Origin of the sequence: Variovorax sp. RO1 (assembly GCF_002849325.1) — a bacterium.
In the GTDB taxonomy this organism is placed as follows: Bacteria; Pseudomonadota; Gammaproteobacteria; order Burkholderiales; family Burkholderiaceae_C; genus Variovorax.
Genome location: NZ_PKMT01000002.1, coordinates 192,787 through 211,637 on the forward strand (window position 1 = coordinate 192,787; position 18,851 = coordinate 211,637).

The window sequence follows — 18,851 nt, forward strand, 5'->3', positions numbered from 1 at the left end:
CGCTCAGCGGCGCTTGCGCGGCGGCACGACCGCCCGCTTGCGCGCAGGTGTCGGCGCACGAACGCGTGCGGTCGGCGCCTCCGGTGCAGCCTGCAGGTCGTCGGCCGCCACGGCTTCGCCACCGCAGCGCATGCCTTCGCGGTCGATGACCGACAGCGCCACCTGCTTGATGCCCATGCTCGTGAGGCCGATGCGGTCGGCCGCGGCGCGGCTCAGGTCGATGATGCGGCCCGGCGTGAAGGGCCCGCGGTCGTTGACGCGCACCAGCACCTCGCTGCCATTGACCAGGCTGCGCACGCACACGCGCGTGTTGAAGGGCAGGCTCTTGTGGGCCGCCGTCATGGCGCCCATGTCGAAGCGCTCGCCGTTGGCGGTCTTGCGCTGGTGGAACTGGATGCCGTACCACGAGGCGCCACCACGCTCGAAGATCTCGCGCGGCTCATCGCCGGGCACGCCATCGTCGAGCGACTCGCCAGTGCCCGACACCGCGAGGTCGTAGCGCACCGACGGCACGGCCGAGCGCGGGGCGGCACCGGGCGGCACGGCCAGGCCGCGTCCGAGCGGCTGCAGCCGCTTGCCGGACGCCGCCGGTGTGGCGGCGGTGTCCGCATCCTTGTCCTGCGTGGCAGGCGGCATGGTGCAACCTGCGAGCACGCAGGAGACCGCGACGGCGACCGCGCGCAGCCCTCTCAATCCAGGCGCTCCAGGATGGCCAGCGTGGCCGCCGACTGGTTCATCGTGTAGAAGTGGATCGCGGGTGCGCCACCCTCTTGCAGGCGCGCGCACAGGTCGGTCACCACGTCCAGGCCGAAGGCCTTGATCGAGGCCGTGTCGTCGCCGAAGCCCTGCAGCCGCAGGCGAATCCAGCGCGGAATCTCGGCGCCGCAGGCGTCCGAGAAACGCATGAGCTGCGTCGAACTCGTGATGGGCATGATGCCCGGCACGATCGGCGTGTCGAGCCCCAGCTTGCGCGCGTCGTCGACGAAGCGGAAGTAGGCCTCGGGGCTGAAAAAGTACTGCGTGATGGCCGAGTCGGCCCCGGCCTTCATCTTGGTGGCGAAGGCCTGCAGGTCGGCTTCGGGCGAGCGCGCCTGCGGATGAATCTCGGGGTAGCAGGCCACCTCGATGTGAAAGTCGCGGCCGGTCTCTTCGCGGATGAAGGCGACCAGGTCGCTCGCGTACTGGAACTCGCCGCCGATGCCGTAGCCGCTGGGCAGGTCGCCACGCAGCGCAACGAGCCGCTTCACGCCCATCGCCTTCAGCTCGGCCAGCTGCTCGCGTACCGTGGCGCGCGTGGCGCCGATGCACGAGAAGTGGCTGGCCGCGTCCACGCCCTCGGCCAGGATCTCCTGCACTGCACCGAAGGTGCCCTGGTGTGTGGAGCCGCCCGCGCCGTAGGTGACCGAGCAGAACTGCGGCTTGCGCACATAGAGCTGCTGGCGCACGGTGCGCAGCTTGACCGCGCCTTCGGGCGTCTTGGTCGGGAAGAATTCGAAACTCAGCGGAAGGCGCACCTGCGTCTCCTTAGGAACCGTCGCCGGCCTTGGCAGCACGAACGGCGTGAATGAAAAACTCGCGGTTGCCGTCGCCCCCGGCGATCGGGCTGTCGAACCAGCGCAGCACCTTCAGCTCGAGCGCCGCGCAGGCGTCGTGCAGGCGCCTCTCGACCACCGCGTACATCGCCTCGTCGCGCACGATGCCGCCCTTGCCGACCTGGCCGGGCTGCAGCTCGAACTGCGGCTTGACCAGCATCAGCAACTGGCCGTCGTCGGCCAGGAACTGCACCACGGCCGGCAGCACCAGCGTGAGCGAGATGAACGACAGGTCGCCAACGATGAGGTCGAAGCGCGGTTCGGCCGGGGCCTCGACCACTTCAGCGACCTCGCCCACTTCGGCGTCTTCGTCCTCGTCATCGCTCACCTGCAGATCGGCCGGCGACAACGCCCGCGCATTGACGCCTTCGATGGCGACCACGCGTTCGTCTTCGCGCATGCGCGGATGCAGCTGCCCGTGGCCCACGTCGATGCCCACCACCTTGGCGGCACCGTGCTGCAGCAGGCAGTCGGTGAAGCCGCCGGTCGACTGGCCCACGTCCAGGCAGAGCTTGCCCGTCGGGTCCACGCCGCTGGCCTTCAATGCACCTTCGAGCTTGAGGCCGCCGCGCGACACGTAGCGTGCCTCGGCGGCGTCGGCGAGCTCGAGCTCGGCCGACTCGGGCACTTCGTCCTTGTTCTTGACGACATTGCGCCACGCGTCGCTCGTGCCCGCGTCACGCCAGCGCATGCCGCCGGCGATGAGCCGGACGGCTTGCGAACGCGAGGCGGCCATGCCGCGCTCTACCAACAGTTGATCGGCGCGCACGCGAATCAATAACGGTAGGTGTCCGGCTTGTAAGGGCCGTTCTTGCTCACGCCGATGTAGGCGGCCTGGGTGTCGGTCAGCTCGGTGAGCATGGCGCCGACCTTCTTCAGGTGCAGGCGCGCGACCTTCTCGTCCAGGTGCTTGGGCAGCACGTAGACCTTGCCGGCCTGGTACGCGTCGGGCTTGGTGAACAGCTCGATCTGGGCGATGGTCTGGTTGGCGAACGACGACGACATCACGAAGCTCGGGTGGCCCGTGCCGCAGCCCAGGTTCACGAGGCGGCCCTTGGCCAGCAGGATGATCTTCTTGCCGTCCGGGAAGGTGATGTGGTCGACCTGCGGCTTGATCTCTTCCCACTCGTACTTCTCGATCGACGCGACGTCGATCTCGTTGTCGAAGTGGCCGATGTTGCAGACGATGGCCTGGTCCTTCATCTTGGCCATGGTGTCGTGCGTGATGACGTCCTTGTTGCCAGTGGTGGTCACGAAGATGTCGGCCTTGTCGGCGGCATATTCCATGGTCACGACCTTGTAGCCTTCCATCGCGGCCTGCAGGGCGTTGATCGGGTCGATTTCAGTCACCCACACTTGCGCCGACAGTGCGCGCAGCGCCTGGGCCGAGCCCTTGCCCACGTCGCCGTAGCCAGCCACGCAAGCCACCTTGCCGGCGATCATCACGTCGGTTGCGCGCTTGATGCCATCGACCAGCGATTCGCGGCAGCCGTACAGGTTGTCGAACTTGCTCTTGGTGACCGAGTCGTTCACGTTGATGGCGCGGAACAGCAGCGTGCCCTTGGCGCTCATCTCGTTCAGGCGGTGCACGCCGGTGGTCGTCTCTTCGGTCACGCCGATGATTTCAGCGGACTTGCGGGTGTACCAGGTGTCGTCCACGGCCAGCTTGGCCTTGATGGCGGCGTAAAGAATGCGTTCTTCTTCGCTGGTCGGGTTGGCGAGCACGCCCAGGTCCTTCTCCGCGCGCTGGCCCAGGTGCATGAGCAGCGTGGCGTCGCCGCCGTCGTCCAGGATCATGTTCGGGCCTTCGCCCTTCGAACCCTTGGGGCCGAAGTCGAAGATGGCGTGGGTGTAGTCCCAGTAGTCGGTCAGCGACTCGCCCTTGATGGCGAACACCGGCGTGCCGGCGGCGGCGATGGCGGCGGCGGCGTGGTCCTGCGTCGAGAAGATGTTGCACGAGGCCCAGCGCACTTCGGCGCCCAGGGCTTGCAGCGTCTCGATGAGCACGGCCGTCTGGATGGTCATGTGCAGCGAGCCCGTGATGCGCGCGCCCTTGAGCGCCTGGCCCTTCGAGAACTCTTCACGGATGGCCATGAGGCCGGGCATCTCGGTTTCGGCGATGCGGATTTCCTTGCGGCCCCAGGCGGCAAGGGACAGGTCGGCAATCGCCTGGTCGGCGGTCGAGACGGGGGTGGGCTTGAGTACAGCGCTCATGAGAACTCCAAAACTGGTTTGAAAGATGCCACTGCGTACGGGGAAGAAAAACTCACCGCGAGAACAGCGGATGAGCGTGGTTGCGATGTGGTCCGAGCCTCACGCCTGACGGCGCTGCAACGCTCCTCGGAGCGCCGGATTGTAGTCGCGGGCCGTTCCGCCCGCCAATCGACCGGGGCATCCCACATCACGGAAAGCGCGGGCGGCTTCGGCGTCACATGGGCCACCTCGGGAAACTCCGCAGGCAAATCCGCGCTTCGACCGCCCTCGGCCGCGCCGGCCCGGCGTATCGTGGCGGCGGGCCCCGGCCGCCCGGCCGCTGCCTGCATCCACCCGTTTGATTGTTTTCATCACCCGACACAGGAGATTCCGCACCATGGCCACTGCCAAGAAAGCCGCCGCGAACAAAACCACCGCCAGCAGCGCCGGCGCAAAGCAGGCGGCGCCGTCCGCCGCGGACATGCTCGATCCGATGAAGAACCTCAAGGGCATGGCCGAGCGCCTGCAGAACCTGAACCTCACCGGCGGCGCCGGCAAGCTGCTCGACAGCGGCCGCAAGGACCTGCAGGCGCTGATGCAGGCCAACGAGAAGTCCTACCAGGGCCTGCAGACCGTCGTGCAGCGACAGACCGAAATGATCAAGACGGCCATCGGCGAATGGCAGACCGCCGCCAAGGCGATGCCGGGCAAGGACCCCAAGGAAAACCTCGCCAAGCTCGACGAACTGGGTCGCCAGTCGTTCCAGCGCGCCGTCGACGACATCAAGGAGCTGGCCACCCTGGCCGCCAAGTCGCAGGCCGATGCCTTCGACGTGGTGCGCCAGCGCATCCAGTCCAACGTGGACGAGGTCACGAAGCTGCTGCAGCGCAAGTAAAACAGCAGCCCGCATGACCGCCGTCCCACCCCGCACCGAATGGCGCACCCGCGCCAACGGCATCGACCTGGCCTGGGACAGCTTCGGCGACCCCGAGGCGCCGCCGCTGCTGCTGGTCATGGGCCTCGGCGCCCAGATGGTCGCCTGGGACGACGCGTTCTGCGCCGGCCTGGCGCAGGCCGGCGGGCACCACGTGATCCGTTTCGACAACCGCGACATCGGCCACTCCACGCACCTGCCGCACGCCGGCGTGCCCGACATCCAGGCGCTGATGCTGCAGGCCATGGCGGGCCGGCCGCTGCAGGTGCCCTACACGCTGCGCGACATGGCCGACGACTGCGCCGGGCTGCTCGACGCGCTGGGCATCGCGCGCGCCCACATCGTGGGTGCGTCGATGGGCGGCGCCATCGGGCAGGAGATGGCCATCCACCACCCGGAGCGGATGCGTTCGCTCACCAGCATCATGTCGAGCACGGGCGACCCGGCCCTGCCGCCGCCGACGCCCGAGGCGCTGGCGGTGCTGTTCGCGCCCACCCCGACCAGCTTCGAGGCCTACCTGCCGCACCACGCCAAGGTGTGGCGCGTGCTGCGCGGGCCCGACGCTTTTCCGCTCGACGAGGCACGCGATGCCGGGCGTGCGCAGCTCGCCTTTCTGCGCGGCCTGAACCCGGGCGGCGTGGCGCGGCAGCTGGCGGCGGTGTTCGCGTCGGGCAACCGCAAGCCGGCATTGCGTGCGGTGCAGGTGCCCACGCTGGTGATCCACGGCGACGTCGATCCGCTGGTGCCCGTGGCCTGTGGCATCGATGTGGCCGAGGCCATTCCCGGCGCGAAGCTGCTGCGCATTCCGCGCATGGGGCATGCGCTGCCGATCGCGATGTGGCCGCAGATCACCGAGGCCATCGCGGCGCACACCGCGCAGGCGGCGCGACGCGACGATCACTGAAGAAAAAGAGACAACGACAAACCCAGACGGAGGTGTTTTTCATGAACCAATTTCCGTCCCTCGATCCCATGGCGATGTGGCGCGAGCTCACGGCCCAGTGGGAAAAAAGCACCAACGAATTCGCCAACGAAACCATGGCCTCGGACCCGTTCCGACAGGGCATGCACGGCGGCATGAACGCCTCGCTCACGGCGCAAAAGGCGCTGGGCGACCTGATGGCGCGTTACCTGACGCTGCTGAACCTGCCGACGCGCGGCGACCTGCAGGCGCTGGGCGAACAGCTGCACCGCATCGACGATCACCTGGCAGGCATTCGCCGCGCGCTGGAAGGCGGGGCTGGCCCGGCCACACGGACCGCCGATGCCGCCACCGCGCCGCCCCGGCCACGTCGCACCAAGCAGCCACCCGCGGCGGCGGCGCCTGCACCGGCCGTCAAGGCCGCCGCCCCAAAGAAACGCCCCGCCGGAAGGCGCCGCCCATGAGCGCGCTGCCCGACATCCGCGGCGAGATCGAGCGCACCATCCAGCGCAACATCAAGGGGCTGGACTTCCTGACCTCGACCGCGCCCGCCGTCGGCCTCACGCCCAAGGACGAGATCCACCGGCGCGGCACGCTGAGCCTGTACCACTACCGCCCGATGGTCGACGAGATCTACCGCGTGCCGGTGCTCATGGTGATGGCCACCACCAACCGCGCCTACATCTTCGACCTCGCGCCGGGCCAGAGCATGGTCGAGTACCTGCTGCTCAAGGGCTACGACGTCTACGTGATGGACTGGAACGCGCCGCGCCCCGACGAGAAGCGCCTGCGCATCGAGGACTACGTGCTCGACTTCATTCCCGACTCGATCCGCCGCGTGCAGGAAGACTCGGGCGAAGAAGACGTCACCCTCGCCGGCTACTGCATGGGCGGCGTGCTCTCCACGCTGTACGCGGCGCTGCACCCCGACGGGCCGATGAAGAACCTGGCGCTCTTCACCACGCCGATCGACTTCAGCCGCATGACGCTGTTCCATGCGTGGTCAGACCGGCGTTACTTCGACGTCGACCGCCTCATCGACACCGTGGGCAACGTGCCGCCCGAGATGCTGTTCGCCTCCTTCGACATGCTGCGACCGGCCGGGCGCGGCGCCGGGCTGGTGCAGCTGTGGGACAACATGGCCAACGACGAGTTCGTCAAGTCGTACCGCATGTTCGACCGCTGGGGCGCCGAAATGCTGCCGCTGGCCGGCGAGTACTTCCGCCAGACCGTGAAGGAGCTCATGTGGGACAACAAGCTGCACAAGGGCGAGCTGGTGCTCGGCGGGCGCAAGGTGCTGCTGAAGAACATCACCGTGCCGGTGCTGCACGCGCTGGCGCAGCACGACCACATCGTGCCCTACGAGGCGGGGCAGCCGCTGATTGCCGGCATCGGCTCCACCGACAAGGAAGAGGTGGTGCTCAAGGGCGGCCACGTCAGCCTGGCGGCCGGCACCAACGCCGTGCGGCGGCTGTGGCCCAAGCTCGACGAGTGGCTGGGCGTGCGCTCCACCTGACGAACACAACCCTCCCCCTACGCTCATGACCGCCTCTTCTTCCCGCACCTACCCGCGCACCGTCGCCCACGCGGACGGCGACATCGCCCTGCGCCTCATGACCGGCGCCGACACCCCCGCCGTGCTGGCCTTCGCGCAGGCGCTGCCGGTGCACGACCTGCTCTTTCTGCCGCGCGACATCACCGAGCCCAAGGTGATGGCCGCCTGGGTCCGCGCCATCGAGCGCGGCGACATCGACAGCGTGCTCGCCGTGCGCGACGGCGCCGTGCTGGGCTGTGCCGCCGTCATCCGCGACCCGCACTCGTGGTCGGGCCATGTCGCCGAGCTGCGCGTGCTGGTGTCGCCCACGCTGCGCGGCGGCGGCCTGGGCCAGCAGCTGGCGCAGGAGGGCTGCGCGCTGGCCTTCGCGCACGGGCAGGAAAAGATCGTCGCCCAGATGACCGTCGACCAGCGCGGCGCCATCGCCGTCTTCCAGGCCCTGGGCTTCCGGCCCGAGGCCCTGCTGACGCGGCACGTGAAGGACCGCGAGGGCAAGGCGCACGACCTCGTGGTGCTGAGCCAGGACGCGGCGCAGGTCGAGGCGCAGATGCGGGCGTACGGGGTGACCGAGGCGTTTTAGGCCCATCGACGGGGGATTGAGGGGGTTTGCGGGGCGGCCTCCTAAAATCGGGGGATTCCCCTGCAGATTGCCCACCTTGTCTTTTCTCGCCGAAACCCGCCGCCGTCGCACCTTCGCGATCATTTCCCACCCCTAGCGCATCCTTCGCGACAAGGGGTCGCAAGCCAGGACGTTCCGGCCTGCGAACCGGGCGGTTTCCGAGGGAAACTGGCCGAGGCAGGCTGACAGGCGAAGACAGGACATGACAGGTCGTGCCACGCGTTCCGCGTACATGACTGCGTACATAAACGCACGCCTTCCGCTTGCCTCAAAATATGTACGCAAGCGAGGTGCATCATGGGTCTCACCGATACGTGGCTGAAGGCGAACGCCGGCAAGCCGCGCGACAAGCTCACCGAATTCGCCGATCGCGACGGGCTCGGCGTTCGCATCACGCCGAAAGGCAAGGTCGTCTTCCAGCTGCGCTACCGCTATGACGGACAGCACAGCCGCGCCGACCTCGGGTCCTACCCGGCGCTCGGACTCAAAGCTGCCCGCGCCGAAGCCGAACGCCTCCGGGGCCAACTGGAGCAGGGGCACGATCCGCGCATCGTGCGGGCGCTCGCCAAGCAGGCAGTGCTGCGGGCAGATTCAGTCGAGGCGTTGTTTCGGACCTGGTACGAGGCGTACTGCAAAAAGAACAAGAAGGGCCATCACGACGTGCTGCGCTCCTTCGAGCTGCATGTCTTTCCGCGGATCGGCAAGCTTCCTGCCAACAAGGTCACGCTACATGAATGGCTCGACCTTCTGGAGAAGCAGGCATCGGTTCGACCTGGCATCGCCGATCGCATCCTGACCAACGCGAAGCAGATGCTGAAATGGGGCGTCAAGCGGCAGATGATCCCGTCGAACCCGCTCGTTGAAATCAATGCGCGCGAAGATCTGCAGATCAAGAAGGTCGCTGGCTCGCGGTCGTTGTCGCAGGAGGAAGTGATCCGCGTCTGGCGCGCGATCGAGCTTTCCCGCATCACGCTGAAGAACAAGATCTTCCTCAAGCTTTGCCTGATCTATGGCTGCCGCAACGGCGAGCTGCGCGCCGCCGAGAAGGCGCATTTCGACTTCAAGAAGAAGATCTGGACGATCCCGCCAGAGAACCACAAGCTTGGCAAGAGCTCCGGCAAGCCGTTGCTCCGCCCGATCACGCAGCACACGCAGGCACTGATCGAGGAAACCATGCAGCTCAGCAAAGACAGCGTTTTCGTCTTCACGAACAGCGGCAGCAAGGACGCGATGGGCACAAGCGCTCCCCTCGCTCTCCCCTACAACGTCATGCAGTGGCTGCGCCGCCATGAGAAATACGAGATGGAGCATTGGTCGATCCACGACCTGCGCAAGACGGCAAGGACCAACTTTTCGACGCTGACGGAGCCACACGTCGCAGAAATCATGCTCGGGCATCGGCTTCCCGGCACATGGCGCGTGTACGACCACTATGACTATCTTGCCGAACAGGCGGCGGCACTCGACGCCTGGGTCAAGCGGCTGCAGTCCTGGACCAGCGGCCAGCCCGTTGCGGCCGTCTCGCCGCAATCCTGACCGCCGATACTTCAGCCATGACGCTACCGAATGAAGTCTTGCTGGCCTTGCGGCCGACGCACTCGCCGCCAGTGCGTCAGCTTATCGAACAGGCCGGCGTGGACGTGAGCGGCTGGGCCGTCGACAAGAATGGCGAAGAGATTCCCAACCCGAACACGAATACCTACAAGAACTCCCAATGGACGTTTGGCGGGAGCGGTGAGCCGATCGTCGTCTGCGTGTGGTGGAAGGATCTTGCTGTTAAGGGCGATCACCTGAGCCACGATGGAAGCTCGAAGGGCTACTCCAAGGACCTTGGGAATGCGCTCGCTGCTCCGGATCGAACGTCGAGCGAGGCTCAGCGCCTCAGGGGCAAGATCGTAAAAGCGCACGCTTTCGATCGCGCTGTCTACGAGGCCAGCAGTAAGGAGCTGCCCCTGCGGATGGTCGTGCTGGATGGCGAGACCCCCGATGAGGAAGATTCGGCGCAGGTGTCCGCCCGCGCGTCGAAGCGGCTTCTGGACGATGCCGACTGGTACGCCCATACGTACGATCCCTTCAGTGGCAACTACGAACTTGTGCGCGGTATTCCTCCCGTCCATGCGCCGCCTCCCGATCCGTTTGGCGGCGCTGAGGACCCTGCAGAAGATCCGGCGTTTCAGCAATTTCTGGCCGACGCGCCGCTGAGTGAAACCGAGAAGGACGCGCTCATCAAGGCCCGCGTTGGGCAGGGATGGTTCAGGGATGTCCTCGTGAAACGGTGGCGCGGTTGTGCGGTGACGAACTGCACCGATTCCGCCTTGCTGATTGCATCGCACATCCTGCCTTGGCGTCTTTGCACCACCCGTGTCGAAAGGCTTGGCGTCTCGAACGGTCTCCTGCTCGCGCCTCACATCGACAAGGCGTTTGATATCGGGCTGATCTCGTTCGATGATGCCTTCAGGATCTTGATCAGTGAAAAGATGCGAAAGGGGGACGAGATCGCCCTCAACATCCATCCCGGCATGACGCTGAAATCACGCGAGCACAGCGACATCCGCCCGTTCCTGAAACGGCATCGCGAGGAAATTTTTCAGGCTCCGGCGCGTGTGCTGACAACGCGATGAACTGAACTTGAGCAGCAGGGTCGATCGACCTCGAAACCGAGATCCCTCAGGATCGTCAAGGCAGGCAGGCCTCAGAGGAGTCAGTTTCGCGACGCATGGGCTTGATCACCAGCCCGCTCGGACAGAGTAGGCGAAAGTCTTCCTCAACTTCTCTGTCATTGGTGGCAATGCCGCCGACCATTGAACCGGCCGACACGTATTCCAGATCATGCATCGCATGTTCGGCTCTGAGCCGGACTCCCGCCGTGACATCGATGTTTCCCTGATGTTTGCCGAAGAGGCGGAGTGCCGCAAGCAGGTGGCACTGGAGGAAGCGGTACGAAACCCAATCGGGTCCGACAGTTTCGGGCGGCAGCATCGAGGTCGCGTCCTGCGCTCGCAGTTGCGCGTAAATCTCCATCACTCGCTCCTGGCTCGTCGCAACTGTCCGCCGCGCGGTTGCGATCGCAGCAGGAAAATCTCGAAATTCAATGCCGCTGAGCTCTGGGAAAAACTGATGCACCGACTGGCACATTTCCAGAAAGGTTTGTGTGGAACTTACGACCTCAGCTTCCCATGCACGCAGGTCGCCCAGAACCTGGGCAGTTGGGACGTAGTTTCCGTCGCGAAGCCCATCATTGAACTTGTGCACCCCTTCGATCGCACACCCTTCCAGTCGCCGCAAGGGCTCGCGTCCTTCAAACTCGTTGCGCAGCAAGGTTCCAATGTTGGGAATCAGACTAAACGCTCCTGGCTCTGAAGGAAATTTTGCAAACGCCTTGCGCTGCATATCGGGCTTCTCTGTCGTCATCAACTCATAGAAAAGCGGCTCAATGACGAGAGCGTGATACCGTGCGACAACGTCACGGACCTGCGTCGTTGACGCGCCATCAAGGAAGCTCTTGTCGATGACAAGTTTCTGAGTCATGCAATCAGTCAAACAGCCCTCCATTTTAAAAAACTTTCCCTTGCGCAGACGAGCCCGCGCCGCCGACTATAGGCGCCCGTTGTAGAGACCGAGCTCCCGCATCACGCGGACATAGGCATCCGTCATGGCGGCGCGCCTCTCGCATGGATGCTGGATATCAAGCGACGCGCGAAAGCATTGCACGGGATGCTTGCGGATTGAGCGGTCTTCGATCCAGTGCAGGACCTCGTCGAGCTCGGCGCTGCGCACGTCGTCGTCCTTGCAGCGGGCGATCGCGTCGCGCAGGATCGTCAGCGCGGCCTTGGCCATTTCGTGGTCACGGCATTCGTCGGCCCACAGGCCGAAATGCGTCACCTTTTGCTTGTCGAGAGTTGAGAACATAACAAGAACATAGCAACCTGCCGCGGCCCGCGAAAGAGAAACTTTTGCGAGCGATTTCAGAGGGTTGCGGGTCGCCTTTGGTTTACGGAAAGCATCGCTTACCAGAAGCCGCGCGCGCCTTCGAGCGTCCAGCAGTCAGGGTCGTTGAACAGGCCGGCCGGGTTTACGTCACCATGCGCCCACGGCGGCGCATCGGTCGGGGCCTCATACAAACCGCTCCTCGCGTTCTGCACGAAGGTCCGGCAGACCCACATCATTGATTGCACTTGCGGCAGCTCGCAGGCTTCCATCAGGAAGCCCACCGCGCCTTCCAACGTCACCACGCGCTCGCCCTGAAACAGCTTCGGGAACGCGGCGCGCTCTTCCTCGCGGAAGTCCGCGAATTCAAGGTCGGTGCAGTCCACCATGTCCTGATAGCGCACCCACCCGATCACGAGCGCGTTCAGCAGCGAAGGCTCGATACCGAAGACCCAGGCTTCCAGCGGCGAAAGGTCGCACCACCATAGCTCGGCATCGGTCAGATCGGTGTCCTTGCAGAGTTCGATCGTGCGCTCGTTGGCTTCGGCGACGAGCTTGCGGTACAGCGCATAGGCGCGGGGAGATTTGGTGCTGGCGTTCATGGCTGACCTCCAAAGGAAAGGGTGGACGGGAGATTGCGGGCTTGAGTGCGGGTCCGCTCGCGCTCGCGCAGCTCCCATGCGGCGATGTCGCCGGCATCCCAGAGATTGAAACTGCCGGCGTGCACGATCGCCGGCAGCGGGAAGGGATTGAGCGGCCTGCGCATCCGCCGAAAGAGTGTGCGGCTGGAGCAGCGAAAGCGCTCGCAAAGGTCCTGGGTCGAAAGATACGAAGTTGACATCGAGGCCTCCAAGGTCGTGGTCCGATGCCTGCACTTTAGGTTTGCCTGCCAGCGCCGTTCCTCTCCTGTTCCTCGCGCCGCGGGCGGTTCCGGACTGCTGCGGGCTGTCCCGGACTGACCACCTCGCTTTTCTGTTGTGCCGTGCAACCAGAAATATGTGAAATTAAGGAATCCTCAACTTTCGGGGATCAGACTCAAATTAGATCAATGGTTTGGGGTAGGAGCCTCGCATGCAGATCACGATACGCGGCGAGCTCACCATGGCCCAACTTCGGCAGGCCATCTTCGAACAACTGGTACAGCTGGAAAACGTCCACGCGCTGGCGTTCTCGCAAGGTGCGACGCTTTATGTGAATCCCAGCGATGGTTGCGGCTCTCCCGTCGAGCTGAAGGCAAAAGACGGGCGGAAGGTCACCAAGATCCTCAGTGATGGTCCGTATCGCAGTGCTGCCGAGGATTACAAAATCTGAGCCTCAAGGGGGAGCCAGATGAGCACACCAACCTATATCGGCATCGAAGGAGCGCGGCTCGCGCTCGCAGACATCGGCATCCATCTCACATACCGGCAGATCAAGCGTGCCGCTGACCCGGACCCCAGCGGCCAGCGAAAACTGCCCTTCTTCGTCGACCCGATCGACAAGCGTCTCAAGATCGACAAGAACACGCTGCTCGACATCTATATCCGCATGCAGGTCAACGCCGAAAATAACGCGAAGATAAGTGTCGCGACCCTTCGAAAAGGACTTGAACCGCGACTCTGAGGCATGTATGCAGAATCATGTCCGACATCAGAAAGAAGACCGGCAGGAAAGGCGTCACGTACCAGGTTCGCTACGCGGATACCGGCCCGCCCTTGTCTTACGGTGACACCATGAGCCGCAAGAAGCGTGAACCGACGATCTCCCTCAGGCTGCCCGAAGGCGGGCGGGCGGATCTCGACGCGCGGGCGCGGGCTGCCGGTAAGACGCGCAATGCGTACATCGTGGAGGCCGCGCTCGGCATCACCGCATCCAGAAAGCGCCCGGTGCCGTCTGCCGAGAAAACCATGTTCGGGCTTGTCCTCGCGCATGCGGCCGGTGCGAAGGCAATTGTGGAGCTGCTGCAATCCCAGCTTGACGACAGCATGCGGATTCAGCTGCGCGCGTATCTCCAGCACCTCGACGACATCAGAACCTGCGCAATGCTCGGGCTTGGCAAAGAACCATGATCCCGTTTGCGTCGCAGCGCGGCGGGGGCCAGGACCTTGCCTCCCATCTCCAGAATGCCTACGACAACGAACTGACGGAGGTTGTCGAAATCCGCGGTGCCGTCGCGAGTGACCTGCACGGCGCATTCAAGGAATGGGAGGTCCAGGCCGAGACGCTGACGCGCTGTCAGAAGTACCTCTACAGCATGTCCATCAACCCGGACCCGGCACAGGGGGAGCTAACGCGGGCGCAGTACCTCGAATACATCGGCCGCGCCGAGGCAGCGCTCGGGCTCGCAGATCAGCCGCGTGCCGTGGTCTTTCATGTGAAGCACGGCCGGGAGCACTGCCACGTTGTGTGGTCGCGAATCGATGCCGAACATCAAAAAGCCGTTCATATCGCCTTCGACCGCGAAAAGCTGATGCAGGTGACGCGCTCGTTCGCCCGGGACAACTTTCTCGATCTGCCGGCCGGATACCAGAAGTCGCGGCAGAAGGGGCAGGACACGCTCTACGAACGGACGCAGCAGAACCAGACAGGCCTTTCGAAGACTGATCACAAGCAACAGGTGACGGAAGCGTGGCGGCACAGCGATGACGCCCGGTCTTTTGTTCAGGCACTGGCTGAGCGAGGCTACATCCTCGCAACCGGGAAGCGACCCTACGTTCTCGTTGATCTCTACGGCGGCATGCACGCGCTGTCCAAACTGATCGACGACAAGGCCGTCAGAACAAAGGACCTTCGCGCGTTTCTGGCCAAGGACTTTCCGGAAGAGTCGTTGCCGAGCGTTGCAGAGGCGGAGGAGCTTGCGGCCAGGCACAGGAAACAGATCGAGCAAACGCAGACAGACGATCGCCTTGCGGATCGTCTGACAGCCCTAAAGCACGCGCAACAGCTACGTCGCCTTGCGCTGACCCAGGAACAGGTGGCTCGACATCGACAGCATCAGCAGGAGCGGGAGCAGTTAGTTTCCCGGCACCGCGCCGAACGGCATGCACAGCGGCATGAGCACACGTCCCGCATGGAGTCGACAAGGGTCAAACGGCATGAGATGCGCGTCACGGGCCTCGCCGGATTTCTTGGCAGGGTGACCGGCGTTACCGCAGTGCGCCGCGCCGTGCATCGCTACCGAGACGGCAAACTCTTGGAAGCACAGAGGCAGCAGCGAACAGAGCTGGCGAATCACCAGGATGAGGAGAAAAAACTGCTCGCTGCCCGGCAACAGCGCCAGACGCTTGCCGGCGAAAGAAAGATCACGTCTTTGGAGAAAGTGGAAAAGCGAGAAGTCGCCGCGCTCAAACGAGACGAAATTCGCAAAGAGCGCGTGCGAGAGCGAGGCCCCGGCAACGACATGGCGTCTCTTGCTCAACCGCATAAGACGCAGGCTCCGGAGATCGAGCCGAATAAGGCATTTTTGCAAGCTGCAGCACCAGCCAAGGAAGAGGTGCCGGATTTACGCGGTGAGTTCTGGCGAGCGGCAGATGAACGCGAAGACAACTCCCGTGAAGATGACGATCGAGGCCAACAGCCAGAGAAAGATAAGCCTCAACGACGACGCTGATCTAGGCGAACGTTTCGGGAATGCCCAGCATTGGCAGCAGAGTCACCAATGCCCTATCGCAGCCGGCAGCAAGATCCTTGAACTGTTCGCGAAGGGTGCCGAATTCGCGGCGCGCGTCCTGCTCCGCCTTTTTGCTGTCCGTTGTAGAGGAATGACCTCGCAAAATAGTTCGCAATGCGTGGAGTCTCCGCAAAGGTTCAGCCAGCGCTGCAGCCTCATCCGCGCCGATCTTTGTGGCGGCCAATTCCTGCAGAATTTTTAATGAACCCCACTTGTCATCGATTGATGCTCCTTCAAGCTTGGCAGCAGCGCGCAGAGGTTTTTGCAGGAAGCCTTCTACCAAGAGCTGATCGAATGCGAGGATTTCGTCTCCCCACTCCTTGGTAGAGTCCGCGACCGGGTATAGCACTGCGGCAACTAACTTATCGCTTCTAAAACTCCACCACGCCGGTTTTCTCTCATTCAAGAATGCGATCTTCCTTTTGATCTCATCAAGCGGTTCATATTCAGAACTAAACTCTCCGAGAATGTCATTCTCGTGAGCCCGCTTCGAAATTGGCCCTTTCGGCCATTCGTTGAAGGTTTGCCAGTACCGCTGCTCCTCAATGGGCAAATCAGCGAGATAGCCGATATAGGTATGAACCTGGCCTGCTTCATTTATGTCGTACGTTTTGAGGAACCACGCATTGCGGCAGCTGATCGTCCTGTCATCAAGTGAATATTTCTGTGGATCAGCTTTAAAACGATGCAACACGTCTGGACGGAAGAAGGCGGGAGAAATGTGCCACGGGAGATCATTCTTCTCGAAGTAACTTGAGATGCAATCGGGGGCACACGAGGTCTCGACCTCTTTGTTGTTTTTGCGGTCGAGGATCTTGAAAACCGCATATTCCTTTTTCTTGGGGTTGAATTCTTCCTTCCATTCCTCGATCAAATCTTCTTTTGTGATCTGTGGTCTTACGATCATGCAGCCGTTGGCGAAACTTGCCAGAGGTCCTTTTCCTGTGTGATAAAAAAGATCCGGTGATGAGAAGTTGTCCCTCGCGCCCTCCGACCATTCACTAAACCGGGCAGGGATGAAGCGGGTGAAATCGAACCGGTACATGAGTGCCATGTCGCTCAGCGCCATATAGGTCGCCAGATCTTTTGCCAGAATCGTCACGGCTTCAATCTTCTTACGGTCATCGTCACGATGCCGCGTGACGACGCGGATAACTTCTTCAACGTCGCCTCTCGCATCAAGCCGGCAAAACGCGGACCGATCCGCCAGCCAGTGAAGAGCAAGGCAGTGGACCAGCTTTTGGCTGAGTTCGAGTTCCGGACGCACTTCGTCCATTCCGTAAAAGCTCCGCCGAAAGACAAGCATCTCGCCGCCTGCTAAGGATTTGCATCCCGGCGAATGCAAAGGAGGCTCGATGTAGACACGGTGGCCTTCGCCGCCGCCGTAGCTTTTTTGAATGCACCAAGTGTCATCGCTCTGGATGAACGAGTGCATCAAGTCCTCCTGATCGGCGGGCGTCACTTGCGCGATCGGTGCCAGTACACCCTTGATCAGGAGCGCTGACCCAACGGCGTAAATCAGAATCTCGTCTCCAGCCGCAGTAGTTTTCAACAGTTCAATCGAGTCGACTGCCGCACCAAGCCATGCTGGATCGTCAGGCGAGTTCGGGAACGCGATGGTGTCTAGCTTCGCAACGTCCAGTCTGCGAGTCATGCGTCTCTCATCGAGTTTTCCGTGCGCTGCCGGAATCCTTCATAGGCGAACGCTCCGGAGATTCTTTCGCACTGTGCAGGCGACACGCCGGCCTCGCGCGCTACGCTGAACCAGCGCGCTCTCACTTGCTCTTCCATCTCGTCGATGATTCGCGCCGCATGATCCGGCTTCAGCAAGAAGCGGGCGCTCTGCGATAAGAGGTTGTCGGCATTCGCGAAGCGACCGGCGTCGCCGCATTCCATCGCAAGATCGCGGCGTGCAACGCTGACGGGAACAGCCGGCGTCAGGTCGTATGCCGGGGACAGCTTCCAGTCTTTCTCCTTCGCAATCAGTGCGTGATTGCGCGGGTGATCGTCGATGTTGGAAATCAGCGCGTTGAAGCACATGCGGCGGAAAAGTTCTTCTGCGTTTGCCTCGGGGTCCGCGCAGGCCCGGCGCAGCTCTTCAGCAAGCTGCACATAAGACCAGCGGTCGCGTGATTGAGGGGCTTCATCTGCACGCAGCAATGTCAGGGCACTGATCATCCGCGCGCGCAGGTAACCTGCTTCTGTCTTCTCGCGGTCAAAGCGTTTAACGAGCAGCACATCGCGGCCCGCGACTTCGACGACGCGGCTTTCCGCCGTCGTCAGCCCGCAGTCCCGCGCAAGAACAAGCATGGCGTGCTCCACGCGGGCGCTGTTCCAGGGATCAGTCGGAACGTTGAACTTGGCGATCCAAAGGCCGGCCTCATCCTCAACGACGGCTTTCGGCCGGGCTCCGCCCATGGACGTTCCAACCAGCAGGAGGTTGCCGACCTGTTCGGCGATGGCGTCCTTTGGCGCGTCTTCTTCGGCGACGATCGCATCGGCGCTCGCCTGCACCTGTGCAAGATCCAGTGTCTGGTTAAAGGCACGCTTTGGCGCTGGCGGGATCTGATTGAGGCCGAAGCCGAGCGCGCCCGCCCGGTCGTCCGGTGAGTAGAGGAGGTAGTCGAGTTCGCCGAGCTGTGGTTTGCCCAGGTGCCGCTGAATGACGCGGCGGCCCCAGAAATCAGGGCTTGCATCGCGCAAGGCTCCGAAGACGCCGTTCAGGGCTGTCGTTGTATAGGTCCGGTCTGTGAGCTTCAGCTCGGCTGGATCGAGAGGCACTGCGTCCTGCCGCGCCAGATAGGTACGGCCATAGACGAAACGGCCTTCCGGTACACCGCGCCGGTCCTTTTCAAGGGCAAACCGCCCTGCGGTCACCGGCTCTGTCTGCCCCGGTAGCGTGATGTAGACGAAGCACTCCGTCGCTGTCTCAGAAGTCATTGCTGAGCCCCGGCTTGGCACGCGCACGAGCCCGCTGGTTGGAGAGCGCCAGCGTCTGGCCCTCATCATCGTTTTCCGGGCGCGCGACTTCATCCAGCTGCGACAGCAAATCGAGCGCCCAAAGCATTGCGGTGTAGGTTCCGATGCTGGTCGAAGTCTTGCCGTGCTCGGCGTCTCCCACGGCACGTTTGCCCGCGCCAATCTTTTCTGCCAGCTCTTCAATGGTGAGGTTCCTGCGCAGCCTCGCTGTACGCAGGTCAGCCCCAAGCCTTTTGAGCGCTTGCTCAACGGCGTAGGGCGGTGCAGTTAGTAGCTTGTTTCTTGCGGTCATAGCGTCACCTGGGACAATCTTCTATCGCCCAAGGTAGCACGACCAAGGGTTCAAAAACAAGAAAAAACGCTCTTGACGGCGCTTAACATGCCAAAAGAAGCTTTCAAGAGCGCTTTCTGCGTCAAGCAGACGCCGACGGTCAGGTCATTGAGAGACAATAGCGTTCATTCGGGCCTGTCGGCCTACCCC

Annotated in this window: 22 protein-coding genes and 1 riboswitch; of the genes, 11 read left to right on the forward strand and 11 right to left on the reverse strand. The window is 63.2% G+C overall.

Going from position 1 to position 18,851, the window contains the following annotated elements:
- Positions 1–3: 3 nt before the first annotated feature.
- The 4 genes from CY658_RS12075 to ahcY are packed head-to-tail and all read right to left on the reverse strand — an operon-like array spanning position 4 to position 3,806.
- On the reverse strand, positions 4–636 hold the full coding sequence (locus CY658_RS12075; protein WP_101490467.1) for a septal ring lytic transglycosylase RlpA family protein: 633 nt from the start codon (positions 634–636) through the stop codon (positions 4–6).
- Between the two features lie 53 nt (positions 637–689).
- On the reverse strand, positions 690–1,514 hold the full coding sequence (metF, locus tag CY658_RS12080; protein ID WP_101490468.1) for a methylenetetrahydrofolate reductase [NAD(P)H]: 825 nt from the start codon (positions 1,512–1,514) through the stop codon (positions 690–692).
- 10 nt (positions 1,515–1,524) lie between these two features.
- The gene (locus CY658_RS12085) at positions 1,525–2,361 is read right to left on the reverse strand and encodes a TlyA family RNA methyltransferase (RefSeq protein ID WP_101491262.1); all 837 of its coding nucleotides are present in this window, start codon (positions 2,359–2,361) and stop codon (positions 1,525–1,527) included.
- 5 nt (positions 2,362–2,366) lie between these two features.
- Positions 2,367–3,806 (reverse strand): adenosylhomocysteinase, encoded by a 1,440-nt coding sequence (ahcY, locus tag CY658_RS12090; RefSeq protein ID WP_101490469.1) that lies wholly within the window; start codon positions 3,804–3,806, stop codon positions 2,367–2,369.
- A gap of 65 nt (positions 3,807–3,871) precedes the next feature.
- Positions 3,872–3,940, reverse strand: a riboswitch (S-adenosyl-L-homocysteine riboswitch).
- A 242-nt stretch (positions 3,941–4,182) separates the two neighbouring features.
- Here ahcY and phaP point away from each other — a divergent pair.
- The 7 genes from phaP to CY658_RS12125 all read left to right on the forward strand — a co-directional run bounded on the left by phaP (position 4,183) and on the right by CY658_RS12125 (position 10,436).
- Positions 4,183–4,680 (forward strand): TIGR01841 family phasin, encoded by a 498-nt coding sequence (gene phaP / locus CY658_RS12095; protein WP_101490470.1) that lies wholly within the window; start codon positions 4,183–4,185, stop codon positions 4,678–4,680.
- A gap of 13 nt (positions 4,681–4,693) precedes the next feature.
- Complete coding sequence (locus tag CY658_RS12100; RefSeq protein ID WP_101490471.1) at positions 4,694–5,623, forward strand: alpha/beta fold hydrolase; 930 nt, start codon at positions 4,694–4,696, stop codon at positions 5,621–5,623.
- A gap of 41 nt (positions 5,624–5,664) precedes the next feature.
- Positions 5,665–6,105, forward strand: coding sequence for a hypothetical protein (locus CY658_RS12105; RefSeq protein WP_101491263.1), 441 nt, complete (start codon positions 5,665–5,667; stop codon positions 6,103–6,105).
- Positions 6,102–7,157, forward strand: coding sequence for an alpha/beta fold hydrolase (locus CY658_RS12110; RefSeq protein ID WP_101490472.1), 1,056 nt, complete (start codon positions 6,102–6,104; stop codon positions 7,155–7,157). Before CY658_RS12105 ends, CY658_RS12110 begins: the two co-directional genes overlap by 4 nt.
- A 25-nt stretch (positions 7,158–7,182) precedes the next feature.
- On the forward strand, positions 7,183–7,776 hold the full coding sequence (locus CY658_RS12115; RefSeq protein ID WP_101490473.1) for a GNAT family N-acetyltransferase: 594 nt from the start codon (positions 7,183–7,185) through the stop codon (positions 7,774–7,776).
- Positions 7,777–8,112: 336 nt separating this feature from the next.
- Positions 8,113–9,351, forward strand: a complete 1,239-nt coding sequence (locus CY658_RS12120) for a tyrosine-type recombinase/integrase (protein WP_101490474.1) — start codon at positions 8,113–8,115, stop codon at positions 9,349–9,351.
- Positions 9,352–9,368: 17 nt separating this feature from the next.
- Positions 9,369–10,436 (forward strand): HNH endonuclease, encoded by a 1,068-nt coding sequence (locus tag CY658_RS12125; RefSeq protein WP_101490475.1) that lies wholly within the window; start codon positions 9,369–9,371, stop codon positions 10,434–10,436.
- Between the two features lie 55 nt (positions 10,437–10,491).
- Here the strand turns inward: CY658_RS12125 and CY658_RS12130 are convergent, their stop codons facing one another.
- The 4 genes from CY658_RS12130 to CY658_RS12145 form a co-directional block, all read right to left on the reverse strand.
- Complete coding sequence (locus tag CY658_RS12130; protein WP_101490476.1) at positions 10,492–11,343, reverse strand: hypothetical protein; 852 nt, start codon at positions 11,341–11,343, stop codon at positions 10,492–10,494.
- 66 nt (positions 11,344–11,409) lie between these two features.
- Positions 11,410–11,724 (reverse strand): hypothetical protein, encoded by a 315-nt coding sequence (locus CY658_RS12135; protein WP_101490477.1) that lies wholly within the window; start codon positions 11,722–11,724, stop codon positions 11,410–11,412.
- A gap of 98 nt (positions 11,725–11,822) precedes the next feature.
- A complete protein-coding gene (locus tag CY658_RS12140; RefSeq protein ID WP_101490478.1) occupies positions 11,823–12,344 on the reverse strand; it encodes a hypothetical protein in 522 nt (173 codons plus the stop codon).
- On the reverse strand, positions 12,341–12,583 hold the full coding sequence (locus CY658_RS12145; RefSeq protein ID WP_143713678.1) for a hypothetical protein: 243 nt from the start codon (positions 12,581–12,583) through the stop codon (positions 12,341–12,343). The genes CY658_RS12140 and CY658_RS12145 overlap by 4 nt, the downstream gene beginning before the upstream one ends.
- Before the next feature lie 230 nt (positions 12,584–12,813).
- On the opposite strand from CY658_RS12145, the gene CY658_RS12150 reads away from it, so the two are divergent.
- From CY658_RS12150 to CY658_RS12165, 4 genes are read left to right on the forward strand one after another with little or no spacing between them, the layout of a single operon-like run.
- Positions 12,814–13,053, forward strand: a complete 240-nt coding sequence (locus tag CY658_RS12150; RefSeq protein WP_101490480.1) for a hypothetical protein — start codon at positions 12,814–12,816, stop codon at positions 13,051–13,053.
- An 18-nt stretch (positions 13,054–13,071) separates the two neighbouring features.
- On the forward strand, positions 13,072–13,344 hold the full coding sequence (locus tag CY658_RS12155; protein ID WP_101490481.1) for a hypothetical protein: 273 nt from the start codon (positions 13,072–13,074) through the stop codon (positions 13,342–13,344).
- A gap of 17 nt (positions 13,345–13,361) precedes the next feature.
- Complete coding sequence (locus CY658_RS12160; protein ID WP_101490482.1) at positions 13,362–13,790, forward strand: hypothetical protein; 429 nt, start codon at positions 13,362–13,364, stop codon at positions 13,788–13,790.
- A complete protein-coding gene (locus CY658_RS12165) occupies positions 13,787–15,331 on the forward strand; it encodes a relaxase/mobilization nuclease domain-containing protein (RefSeq protein WP_101490483.1) in 1,545 nt (514 codons plus the stop codon). Before CY658_RS12160 ends, CY658_RS12165 begins: the two co-directional genes overlap by 4 nt.
- A gap of 1 nt (position 15,332) precedes the next feature.
- Here CY658_RS12165 and CY658_RS12170 read toward each other — a convergent pair whose 3' ends face one another.
- The 3 genes from CY658_RS12170 to CY658_RS12180 are packed head-to-tail and all read right to left on the reverse strand — an operon-like array spanning position 15,333 to position 18,662.
- On the reverse strand, positions 15,333–17,045 hold the full coding sequence (locus CY658_RS12170) for a hypothetical protein (RefSeq protein WP_101490484.1): 1,713 nt from the start codon (positions 17,043–17,045) through the stop codon (positions 15,333–15,335).
- Entirely contained in the window at positions 17,042–18,331 is a 1,290-nt protein-coding gene (locus tag CY658_RS12175) for a type II toxin-antitoxin system HipA family toxin (protein WP_101490485.1), read from the reverse strand. Before CY658_RS12175 ends, CY658_RS12170 begins: the two co-directional genes overlap by 4 nt.
- Complete coding sequence (locus CY658_RS12180) at positions 18,321–18,662, reverse strand: helix-turn-helix domain-containing protein (RefSeq protein WP_101490486.1); 342 nt, start codon at positions 18,660–18,662, stop codon at positions 18,321–18,323. Before CY658_RS12180 ends, CY658_RS12175 begins: the two co-directional genes overlap by 11 nt.
- Positions 18,663–18,851: the final 189 nt, after the last annotated feature.